Source organism: Pedobacter zeae (assembly GCF_014196715.1).
In the GTDB taxonomy this organism is placed as follows: domain Bacteria; phylum Bacteroidota; class Bacteroidia; order Sphingobacteriales; family Sphingobacteriaceae; genus Pedobacter; species Pedobacter zeae.
In genome coordinates this window covers 137,784-150,261 of sequence record NZ_JACIEF010000002.1, presented here as the reverse complement: position 1 = coordinate 150,261, position 12,478 = coordinate 137,784, and the positions used below count along the sequence as shown (strand labels likewise).

Genomic DNA, 12,478 nt, shown 5'->3' with positions numbered 1-12,478 from the left:
CGTTAAAAAGTAACATTTAATCCTACAGAGTACTGACGCATCGTTGGATAACCAATACCAGCACCTATTTCTGGATCTAAACCTGGGTAATTGGTTATCGTCCAAAGGTTTTCTCCCGATACATAAATTCTCGCCCTGCTGATTAAAGCTTTTTTAGAAATTTTTTCAGGAATGGTATAACCAATCTGTAAATTCTTCAGCTTCAGATAAGATGCATTGTACAAATAAAAGTCACTGGCTACAGCTGCATTCTGTGCATCCGTAGTATTTTTTAAACGGGGGTAATGAGCCGAAATATTATTTGCCGGATCAGACGGATTGGCATCGTTATAATAATAATGGTCGCCTGCAATTAAGGTACTTACTGCATTACCCAAAGATACAATGGAGTTATTGTAACCGGTTGAATTCCAATAATACCACATGCCTGCACTACCCGACCATAGCATAGACATATCTATATTTTTATAAGAAAAGTTTACATTGAAACCATAGTTATATCTTGGTGTTGATGATTTGTTAAGAAACTGTGCGTCAAAAGAGTTGCCGTATAAACCGTCACCATTATTATCCGCATAAATTAAGTCGCCGTAATAAATTTTAGTTTTACTCACCCCACCTGCTGGCTGGAAAGTATAACCAGCTGCAATCATCGCATTCAACCAGTTCATATCATCGGTTGTACGAATCATACCATCTTTTGGTCCACCGTTTATATTAACCTTACCATCGGTAAAATAATCGCCTGTTCCTTTATAAACTGTTTGAAGATAATATTCATTAATCTCATGCTTTTCTAAAATTCTGTTTGTACTGCCGCTCGAAACATTTCCTAAGTTTGAAGTATACACTCTATTGCCCAATGCATCGGTCGTATAACCAGCGTTAAACAAACCTTTATATTTAGAAACCCTGTTAAAATTATAGGCAAAATTTCCTGATACACCATATTTGAAATCGCCAACTTTTCCATTATAACCAAGTGTCAGCTCCACCCCTTTGTTAGAAACTTCGGCAATGTTTTGAGTAGCCGCGGTTGCAGTACCAGTTGTTAATGGAATAGTTGGGGTAAACAGAATTCCATCGGTGTATTTTTTATACAAGTCAATTTCGAAAGTTAATGCTCCCTTAAATAAGTTACCATCTAAACCAATGTTAGTTGTTGTGGTGGTTTCCCATTTTAAATCATTGTTAGCAAACTTAGTTGAAACAAGACCTGTTGACTGTAACCCATTGAAAGAATAATTGGTGGCACCATATACTGCCTGATAATCGTAATTGCCAGAAGCATTGTTACCTGTTTTACCCCAAGATGCTCTTAATTTAAGGTTACCAACATATTTATTCAAACCTTTCATAAAAGGTTCTTCAGAAATACGCCATCCGGCAGATACTGCAGGAAAGAATCCCCATCTGTTATCGGCCGAAAATCTTGACGAACCATCATATCTGAAAACACCTTCTACCAGATACCTGTTTTTGAATGCATAGTTTAAACGGCCAAAATAAGAACGTAATGCGTAATCGTACTCATCACCTGATGCGGAAGTCAAAGTCGTTGCAGAACCAAGGGTAGTAATAGTTTCATCGATCAAACCTTTCTTGCTTGCACCAAAATTATAATAGTTGTAATAATACTGATTATAACCTGCCAACACCCCAATATCATGCACTTTAGCAATAGTGGTTTTATAGTTTAAAATATTATCAATTGTATACGAATAGTTTTTATTAAACCCATAGTTTGTACTCAACTGATCAGGAGTTGTCGCCGCAGTTTTCAAAGTGTTTGTTGCAAAGTTCCAACGTTCATTTGTTATAGAATGCGTATTAAATTCTTCCTGACGAGCCTGATAATTAAATCTGGTTTCAAAGTTTAAGCCTTTTAATATATCGAACCTGGCAAAAACTGTTGTGTTAATGCGAGTTTCATTATCATTTCCTCCGGTGCTGTATAAATACGAAGAAATGTTATTTGCAGTTGATGATTCTTCGGCAGCTGCCGGGAAACCATATTTACCATTGTAAACAGGATAAACCCCCGGTGTAGTTTGACGCAAAAAATTAAATGCATTATCAGTGCTTGCCAAACCAAAAGTTTGGTTTGATGCAAAGGTTTGAGTTCCTACTGTTAAGAAACTGGCAACTTTCGATTGCAGATTGATCCTCAGATTATACTTATCAGATCCCGTATTCGCCATCGTACCCGGGTTGTTAATATAAAATGCAGACAATAGGTACTGTGTGTTTTCACTTCCACCATTTAATGAAATATTATGTTGTTGGGCAAAATTATTTTCAAAAATTGTTTTACCCCAGTCTGTATTTGGATAAGCTACATAATTTGGAATTCCCTGTGAGGTTAAACCATCTGGATTAGCATTTGCAGCTGTCCACAAGGCTATGGTAGCATCGGTATAAATTGGTGTTTGCCCCAAATTTTTATAGCCTTCGTTAACCAATTGCATGTGCGTAACATAATCAGTTACGAAAGTTGGTAGGTTAGCAGGTTTAGCCACTGAGCCAAGTCCGCTGTAAGTTACCGTAGTTTTTCCTTGTTTACCTTTTTTTGTGGTGATTAAAATTACCCCATTGGCCGCTAGCGAGCCATAAATAGATGCGGCGGCAGCATCTTTTAAAATCGAAACTGTTTCCACATCATTCGGGTTTACAGCATCCATACTACCTACAATACCATCAACAATAATTAAAGCATTGTTACTATTCAAGGTTCCTGTTCCACGGATCCGAATAGTTGCTCCATCTGCACCCGGTTTACCTGATGATTGTCTGACCGAAACACCTGAACTTAAGCCACCTAAAGAAGATGAAAGGTTGGTAACAGGACGGTTTTCAATGGCTTTCGCATCAATTGTCGCTACCGAGCCTATAACATTTACTTTCTTTTGCACACCGTAACCAACAACTACTACATCATTTAAACTATTATTCTGGTCCTCTAGCGTTACCTGTAAATTGGTCGAATTACCTACAACTACCTCTTTAGCATCATAACCGATATAGGAAAAAATCAGTACACTCTGCGTTGATGGGATGGTTAAAGAAAACTTACCGTCGCTGGCTGTTAAGGTAACTGTAGATGTTCCTTTTATTTTTACACTTACTCCGGGTAATACCCCGCCTTGCGTATCTTTTACCGTTCCTGTAATTTTTACGGTTTGAGCAAAGGCAGATAATGCCATAACACTCAAAATCATAATCAGTGAGCATAATTTTGCCCACCAGTTAAAATTGCCTGGTTTTGGCCCTGCAATTTTGGGATGTTTGTAAAGTTTTTCCATTGTTTGTTTAGTTGACTAACATTTTTTCTAATCGCAAAAAATTATGGGCATAACCTGTAACTGCAAACAGCCGGAACGTGAGCTCCCGCTATCAGAAAAAAGATATCGGCTTAAAGGGTTTGGTTTTGCTCTAATATTTGGTTATCCAAAATTGTTGCTTTTGGAGAGAAAGAGAGGGGTAAAATCCTAAACAAATGGGCCTAAAATTCTAAAAAACATGGAAATTTGGCATGATAATAAGGCTTTAAGCAGATAATGTGTTAAAATTGCCAACAGTAGTCTGATTTGATTTTAATAATAAAAATAGAGTTGTACATTTAATACCATTAAGCTAACCACCCTGTATTTTGTGAACATGAAAGCCCTGCTCCTCTTTATATTTACACTCTTCGCTATAGCAGGCAAAGCGCAGGACCAATACACTTTTAAACACCTGAATGTAGAGAACGGACTTTCACAAAGTTCGGTACTGTCAATTGCCCAGGATGCCAGGGGATTTCTCTGGTTCGGAACCCGTTTTGGACTCAACAAATACGATTCCCAAACTTTTAAAATCTACAATAACGAAAAAGGCAATAAAAAAAGCATAAGCACATCTGCCTATCTCTCTTCCATCGTATCGCTTAAAAACGGGGCTTTATTAATTGGCACTCAAAACGGGTTGAATAAATACAATGAAAAAGATGATAATTTTGACCGTTATCAGCACCATGACAGCCTTCCCAACAGCCTGAGCAACTCCGCCGTCAACTGCATTTACCAGGATAAAAAAAACAGGCTTTGGGTAGGCACATCAAATGGACTTAATTTACTAACCGACACCATTCACTATCATTTTAAACGTTTTTTATACCAGAAAAAACAGGGTTTACAAATTTATGCCATTACTGAAGACCACAATGGCACTTTGTGGCTAAGTACCAGCAATGGTTTAATGAATATGCGCTTCAGTGGGAACAGGGTTATCTATAAACATTTTAAGGCCTATAGCGATGAGCTGGCTAAAGCCATTGATAACCACATCACCACCATGGTAGAAGATCGGGAAAAAAACCTTTGGCTTGGCACTAAACAAACCGGCGTAAGTAAACTCAACTTAAGTACCGAAAGCATTACCAACTATAAATACTCGAGCCTTAACCCCCGGGGTATCAGTAGTAATAATGTACGTAAAATCATGCTCGACCAGGAAGGCAAGCTGTGGATCGGTACCCTGCATGGCATTAGCATCTATAACCCGGTCGCCAAAAATTTCAGCACGCTGCAAAATGAGCCCGGAAACCCCACCAGTTTAAGCCAAAATTCGGTTTACGATATTTTTCAGGACCGTCAGGGCATTATCTGGGTGGGTACTTATTATGGCGCCATCAACATGGTTTATCCCAATTACACGCCTTTTAAGGTTTATCGCAGTACGGCTACCCCAAATGGCCTGAGCAGCAATGTAGTGAGTTCAATAATGGAAGATCAGTACCGGAACCTATGGATTGCCACCGAAGGTGAAGGTATTAATTATTACGACAGGAAAAACAATACGTTCACCCGCTACAAAAATAACCCTAATAACCCTTCAAGCCTAAGCGCTAATCTGGTAAAATCGGTTATCCGCGATAAAAACAATAAAGTATGGATTGGTACGCATTATGGCGGACTAAACCTTTTTAACCCCGATACTAAAAGTTTTGTTAGGTATACCAGCCGAAAAAACGATACTTCTTCACTAAGCAACGATGAACTTACGGTTGTTTTTGAAGACAGTTTCGGCAGGTTTTGGGTAGGTACCAATGGGGGCTTAAACAGCTTTAATACACAAACGGGTAAATTTAGCCGAAACCGGATAAATGGCCTTACCGATGCGGTCCTTTACATTTTTGAAGACAGCAAACGAACCTTGTGGGTGGCTACCAACTCGGGGCTTTACCAATTAAAAAACGGGGCAACCAAATTTGTAAACCGGGTGGCTGTCAATCCTGAAATTTTAAAGTACAACGAAATCAGTTGCATTACCGAAGATAAGGCCGGTTACCTGTTAATTGGCACCATCAGAAACGGATTGTTTAAACTCCATCCCGAAAAACACCGGGTTACACGGCTAACCTCTCTTGACGGCCTGCCTAGCAACTCCATTATGGGTATTTTGGAGGATGATTTTCAAAACCTGTGGATCACGACCGACAAAGGGCTATGTAAATACAATCCGGCTTCGCGTATCTTTAAGGTATATAACATTAAAGATGGCCTGCCCGGCAACGAGTTCAATTACAGATCGTTTTTAAAAGACAGTCAGGGCCAATTTTTCTTCGGTAGCCTGAGCGGTATGATCAGTTTCTATCCCAACCAGATCAGGGAAAACAAAAACACTTCGCCGGTAATTTTTACCGGCCTTAAGCTCTTTAACAAACCTGTGGTAATAAACGGCGAAGATGGTTTACTGAAACAGAACATCAGTACCTTAAAGGCCATTACTTTTGAATCTGATCAGAATGTTTTTTCAGTTGATTTTACCGTCCTCAATTTCATTAAATCGAACAAAAGCCATTATGCGTATAAGCTCAGTGGTTTCGAAAAAAACTGGAACTATGTAGATAACCCTTCTGCCACCTATACCAACCTTTCGCCCGGCCATTATACCCTCATGGTAAAAGGTACCAATAACGATGGTTTGTGGACCCCAAAAATAAGTACCCTTAACATTACTGTTTTGCCGCCTTTTTACCGTACCTGGTGGGCGTATCTGTTTTATTTGGTTGCCTTTATTGCCATATCGTTTGTGTTTATCCGCTATTTGCTGATTAAAGCCGTACTTAAAAAGGAAAAAGAAATTAATGAGCATAAGCTCGAGTTTTTCACTAACATTTCCCACGAAATCCGCACACCTTTAACACTGATTGTAGGCCCGCTCGATAAACTGATTGAAAATGCTAAAGACAATCCCGCTTTAAACCGCGAACTGCAACCCATTAAAAACAATGCTTACCGCCTGATGAACCTGGTAACCGAATTACTCGATTTCAGAAAAGCAGAAAGTGGGAAAATGACCCTGCACATCAGCCCCGGAGACATTGTAAAATTCTGCCGTGAAATATTTCTGGCTTTCCAGAATATTGCTATTGCCAAAAACATCGATTACAGCTTCGAAACCGAGCACCCGGCTATTGAGCTTTATTTTGATAAAGTGCAACTGGAGAAAGTGCTGTTTAACCTCCTCTCCAATGCATTTAAATTTACCGCCCCACAGGGTAAAATCAGTTTAAAAATCAGCCAGGGAAGTCACCGTGTACAGGTGAAGGTAAGCGATAATGGAAAAGGAATTTCGCCAGCCGATCAGGCCGGCCTGTTCACCAATTTTTACCAGGCTAACCCAACAACCAGCATTGGTACAGGCTTAGGTTTATCGTTATCTAAAAGCATAGTAGAACTGCATCATGGCGAAATTACCTTTCAAAGTACGCCACAAACTGAAAAATCATTTGGTTCAACCTCTTTTACGGTTAGTTTAAAAACAGGAAAATCACATTTTAAGCCAGCCGATTTTTTAAAGGATTACGTATATTATGATGACGCTTCCAACTACGAACAGCCGGTTAATCGTGCCGAACTTCAGGCTAAGAGAGAGGAAGGTCTTGTGTCTCCTGGCACTAAAAAATATAGTATTTTACTGGTAGAAGATAATGAAGATGTCAGGGCATTTATTAAAAATGCACTGAATGCCATTTACACCATTTACGAAAGCGAAAATGGGGCTTTGGGTTTGGAAATGGCCCTGGAAATTATTCCCGATCTCATTATCAGCGATGTGATGATGCCGGTTATGGACGGGCTCGAATTATGCCGCAAGCTTAAAACCGACGAAAGAACCAGTCATATCCCGGTGGTACTCCTCACCGCCCGCTCAGCCTATATACACCAGGTAAATGGTTTCGAAAATGGTGCCGATGCCTACATTATGAAACCATTTAACCTGAAAATAGTAGCGTTGAATATTCAGAACCTCTTAAATGCACGCGAAACCATTAAACAGAAATTCGCACAGGTGGTTAGGCTGGAGCCTAAAAACCTGGTGATTAACACCACCGAACAAAACTTTTTAAATAAAATTATTCAGATTATCGAAGACCGGATTGCCGATACAGCTTTTGATGTACCCACCCTGGCTGCTGAAATTGGCATGAGCCAGCCGGTGCTATACAAAAAAATAAGAGCACTGACCGATCTTTCGGTTAACGATTTTATTAAATCGATACGCATAAAACGTGCTGCGCAGCTATTGAAACAAGGTGCCGGTAATATTTCAGAAATTGCCTACTCGGTCGGTTTTAACGATCGTAAATACTTTAGTTCAGAGTTTAAGAAACATTTTGGTAAAACACCGAGCGAGTTTATGAGCAATGATTAGCGCACATCTATTCCGCCCACCTGTTGATCGAAATGCCTGTTCATCACCCCCTGGTAAACCTGTTCTGCAAACACATACAATAAATCTGCCTTCTCAAACAGGCGTACGACCTCTGGTTCAGTAATCTTGTAATTATTTTCGTAGCGGACGGCCAGGTAAGCCTCATCCAGCAAATGCAACAGGCCAGCTTCTTCTTCACTGCAATTAAACAGCCCGGAAAGCGGCTTTACATAAGGTTTAATATACAATTGATGGATTTTAATGCGGTGTGTTCTTTTATCCTTTCCCATAACCAGCATTTCAATGGCCCGGTACATCAGATCGAAAACCTGATGCAGCATAAAAGCACAATATTCGAAATTCTGCCGTTTAAAATAGAAGGTTGCGCCCGACAAAAACTTATTGGCCTTATCAATGCCATTCTGGTACATAGCGCTAACCTGGCCTGCAATAAGCTTAGGTGCGCCGCTGTTTAAAAAAATTCCTGATTTACTGAACAGGCAATTTTGGGCGGCAGTGGCATAGTAAAAAAACAAACTCCCCTCCAGCAAGGCCTGCTCCACCTCGTGTACATGGAAAACACGGTAGCCCAATTCCATTTGCCCGCTAAATATAATATTTAATATCGGCGTAAGTTCGTTTAAAATACGCACATGTTTAAACGAAACTAAAATCAGTATTTCCCGTGCTGCCTTACCGGCCAAAAAGTTGTAATGGAGATAAATATACTGAACGGGTACTGCAGCTGTAATGCCCTTTAACAAACGCATCATCCGCTCTTCTTTTAGCGCTTCGTGGCCCAGATTTAAAGATTTACTCCGCATAATAATCACTTTCATCACTTTCACTTAATGTAGGATCACTGATCATCACGAAAAAAGCTTCCATCATCATCATCATGGCTTCGTACTGCTCAAACAGGAACTCCTTATCCATCAGTTTAATGCTGCTCCTGGTACTGAACGCAGCATATAACCACTCTAAAAGCCCTAAACGCAGCTGTTTAATTTTTTCGGGGATAAACAAAGACGCTACAAACAGGTAAGGATTTGCGATATGTTCTGCCGCCAGTGTATTCACTTCGCAGCGTTCTTTGGAGGAGGTACCGCCATTTATGGAATGAGCTGCAGCAGGAGGTAAACCTTCGGGAGGAGCGCCCTGGTAAATCAGTTTTTTAGCCGTGATCAAATACCCCGCATTAAGCAGTTTTGTAAACTGGTTATAGAGAAAAAAATAATCGGCGACATTACTTAAACACTGCTCTTCTGCCAGGGCAGCTTTATACCAGTTTTTCAGATAAGCTTTATGCCCGGTAAGATTATCCAAACTGAAGAAAAACTCAATTGCCTTAAACGGATCCTGAAGTAATTCCGGCTCAAAAGCTAAAGGCGATGTACTTTCGAATATGGCCATATGATAGTAATGGTCGATACTTTTAAAACTATTTTTGGTAATTATCCTTTCGTGGATGAGCCAGCAGGCCTCCAGCATTTTTTTTGTATTTTCGTAAAACATAAAAATATACTCGTCCCAATCCAGATCGAGGTTATTTTCCAATGCCGCCAATAACCATTCTTTATACATCACTTTATAGGTATCTGATTGAAGAAATAAGAAAATATCAAAAAAGGTAAGATTTGGATTTTGCATCTCTCCAATGCTCAGCAACTTCGGACAATAATCAAGCAATACCGTTTCGCGTTCTACCCCACATTCATCAGCGCCAATAGCTTTCACAAATGCAGTATCGGATTCAATGCGGTTAAAAATTAAATCCGAATAATCGAAAAGCGGCACCAGTTTTTCGTAAAAAACCAACAGCTTTGCCGGATGCTTTTGTGGCGAAAAATCGAATTCGTTCTGCGGTGGGTTTAACCAGTTCTTTAAAAAATTCAGGTGGTAGCTTACACCATTTAATGAAAAAAAGCTTTTAATCGCATCAATAAATGCCATCGTTTCTTTTTTAAAATTCGGGTTCCCATTCATAGCGTATATTTTTTAAATGATTATATTAGCTAACGAATTTAGCAAACATAAATAAGTTTAACTATAATTTTTAAGTATAACTTATCAACATCATCACCATGAATGAAAATCTACGCTTAAAAAAATTAATGGATTTGTTGGATTTCCGAACCCAAAAGGATTTTGCTGCTGCATTGAATATCAAACAGGGCTCTTTATCAGATATTTTAAGAGAAAGGATCAATGTATCTAACGCCATTAAAGATAAGCTGGAGATGAAATTCGATGTCAATTTAACATGGCTTGAAAACGGAACGGGTGAGCCGTTTTTTAAAAAGAAGCCCGCAGTTGGCGAAAGCAAAGAGGGCGTTCCTTACTTTGACATGAGCCTCTCGGATGCAAAAGATTTTATTGTAGAAGAACAGCGGGCAGAATACCTGGTAAACTACCTTCCTTTTAACGATTGCACGGCCTATTTACCGGTTTATGGCGATAGCATGTATCCTAAATATGCCGCAGGCGAAATTATAGCCATAAAAGAAATTACCAATTACGAAGTTCTCCAGTGGGGAGAGGCTTATGTGGTCATGACAGATGAAGACAGTAACAGTTTACGCACCATCAAATTAATTTTCCAGCACGCCGATGATAACAAATTAATCCTCCGCTCTTCAAATCCAAATTTTAAAGGCGATACGGTAATCAGTAAAAAGAATATCCTGTCACTTTATATCATTAAAGGGAAAATTACGAGGAATGTGATTTAGGCAAAGCAGCTCACGGTCTTGAGTTCGAGTTGGGATTAAAAAATTGACATCCTAATGGTTCAGTTTTTCAGAAAAACATTGTGGGGAAGAGGAAAGGCAGCGAGATATCGTCATTCCTAACTTGATTGGGAACCACGGGGTGCTCATGAATACCGTTGAATAAACGAAAACTTATGAATAACCGTAATGCCTTAGCAGTTTTTTTATGTTGCATTAAGATTCCCGCATGCGCAGGAAAGATGCTGAAATAAATTCAGCATGACGATCGACCTAGGTAACTACGCTAAAAACAAATGTAAATTAACAGAGATATACCCACACGATAAGCATGCGAGGGTATGACGCCCCTTCTTGAGAATCTGTCATGGTCGCTTCTCGAGAAAACCGGGAAAAATTTAATCAAATCGCACAGCTTATTGAATAGACTTAAAGATAAAACACACGCTCAAAACTCCAAAAAAAAAAAGCGGTCCGATCGATGATCAGCCCGCTTTCCTCATACATTACAACCATTTAATAACCAGGGTTTTGATACATTTTAACCGGATCTAATTTTACCTCATCAAAAGGAATAGGATAATACCTGTCTTTTGTGGTTACATTGGCCAGTTTGGCTATACCGAAAGCAGATTGTGGTTTAGCTTTTAAATAGGTAACCAGTTCGGCAGCGGTAAAATTCCTGATCAGATCGAACCATCTTTGGTGCTCAAAAGCAAATTCTACCCTGCGTTCATGCAGAATAGCCAATTTTAAATTCGGGAATTTAGCTGCATAGGCCGGATCGTTTTTGGCTATGGCGTAAAGCTGCATTCCGGCCCTTGCCCTAACCATATCCAGGTATTGAATGGCCAGGGCATCGTTACCCTGCAGCATATTTACTTCGGCCAACATTAAGATCACATCAGCGTAACGCATTAAAATCCAGTCGTTACCACCATAACCATTATTGGTGGCCAAGGCACTGGCATCACGGAATTTAGTAATAAACCAATCCTTTACCGTTGCATCGTTAGCATATTTCACTGAGAAATCTTTTCTTGGGTCGGCAGTTTCGTACTCGTTGATCAGATCCAGCGTTACATTCCCCCCAACACCTGTAGAAACTTTTAAGGAGTTGATTGTTTCGCCTTTTGCCTGGTTGTTTGCAGCAATGCTCGAGCTGTAATTAATATCGCCCTGTTTATAAGGGATCTGAAAAATAAGTTCCTTACAGGTAGTTTTCTTGGTTACATCGAAAACATCGGTATAAGGTATTTCAGATAAGTTGCCGAAGGCCCTCATATTATAAGCCGCCGTTAGGTAAGTATTGGCATTGGTGAGGTTTTCGGCCTTATTGTTTGGCAGTGTTGAAGCCATGGTGAGGTAAACCTTACCCAAATAAGCATTAATCGCTGCTTTGGATGTTCTGCCGATATTGACAGTCGACTGAAAGTTGGGCAATGTACTGTTTAAGCCATCCTTTAAATCGGCAACAATCTGGTTGTACACATCAGCTTCAGGTACACGGAAGGTTGCTGCAGTAACCTCATCAGTATTTTGCAATTGTTTGGTAACCAAAGGCACAGGGCCCCATTTTCTTACCAGTTCGAAATACATAATTGCCCTGATAAACTTGGCCTCGGCAACATAATTAATCTTGTTCGCCGGTGTTGTAAATGTTACCCTGTCAACGTTTGATAAAATGACATTGCTTCGGGTAATTGCGTTGAAAAGTGCCAGCCAGTGGGCTTTTAAATAAGAGTTACTTGGCAATAGGGAGAAATCGTTAAACTGAAAGGGTTCACCCGCATTACTTTGATTGTCATTTCTTCCCGTATCGTCCGAGCGTTCATCCGTAAACAGTCCGCTGTTCTCGCCCATGGTGTTGCTACTCCTTAACGATTGGTAAGCACCGTTAACGGCCAGCAGTACATCGTTTTCAGTTTTAAAATAGTTTTCAACAGTAACAGCGTTGGGGTTGTTTTGCGCCAAAAAATCTTTTTTGCATGCCCCCAGGGTTAAAACCACGCCAAGGGCCAAAATTGTATAAATATTGTTCTTCATTTCGT

General features: G+C 39.9%; 6 protein-coding genes. 2 read left to right on the top strand and 4 right to left on the bottom strand.

Annotated elements, in window-relative coordinates; all coding sequences use genetic code 11:
• Positions 1-2: 2 nt before the first annotated feature.
• Complete coding sequence (locus GGQ60_RS07200) at positions 3-3,302, bottom strand: SusC/RagA family TonB-linked outer membrane protein (RefSeq protein WP_183761640.1); 3,300 nt, start codon at positions 3,300-3,302, stop codon at positions 3-5.
• A gap of 355 nt (positions 3,303-3,657) precedes the next feature.
• Between GGQ60_RS07200 and GGQ60_RS07195 the strand changes: the two genes are divergently transcribed.
• On the top strand, positions 3,658-7,698 hold the full coding sequence (locus GGQ60_RS07195; protein WP_188834839.1) for a hybrid sensor histidine kinase/response regulator: 4,041 nt from the start codon (positions 3,658-3,660) through the stop codon (positions 7,696-7,698).
• Here the strand turns inward: GGQ60_RS07195 and GGQ60_RS07190 are convergent.
• Both GGQ60_RS07190 and GGQ60_RS07185 read right to left on the bottom strand, forming a co-directional pair.
• A complete protein-coding gene (locus tag GGQ60_RS07190; RefSeq protein ID WP_183761634.1) occupies positions 7,695-8,537 on the bottom strand; it encodes a HEPN domain-containing protein in 843 nt (280 codons plus the stop codon). The two genes, GGQ60_RS07195 and GGQ60_RS07190, sit on opposite strands and share 4 nt — an antisense overlap.
• Positions 8,512-9,684: a hypothetical protein gene (locus GGQ60_RS07185; protein ID WP_183761631.1), complete on the bottom strand. Its 1,173-nt coding sequence runs from the start codon at positions 9,682-9,684 to the stop codon at positions 8,512-8,514. Before GGQ60_RS07185 ends, GGQ60_RS07190 begins: the two co-directional genes overlap by 26 nt.
• A gap of 98 nt (positions 9,685-9,782) precedes the next feature.
• Here GGQ60_RS07185 and GGQ60_RS07180 point away from each other — a divergent pair, with 98 nt between their 5' ends.
• Positions 9,783-10,430 (top strand): LexA family transcriptional regulator, encoded by a 648-nt coding sequence (locus GGQ60_RS07180; RefSeq protein WP_183761628.1) that lies wholly within the window; start codon positions 9,783-9,785, stop codon positions 10,428-10,430.
• Between the two features lie 513 nt (positions 10,431-10,943).
• On the opposite strand, the gene GGQ60_RS07175 is transcribed toward GGQ60_RS07180, so the two are convergent.
• Positions 10,944-12,473, bottom strand: coding sequence for a RagB/SusD family nutrient uptake outer membrane protein (locus tag GGQ60_RS07175; RefSeq protein WP_183761625.1), 1,530 nt, complete (start codon positions 12,471-12,473; stop codon positions 10,944-10,946).
• Positions 12,474-12,478 lie beyond the last annotated feature (5 nt).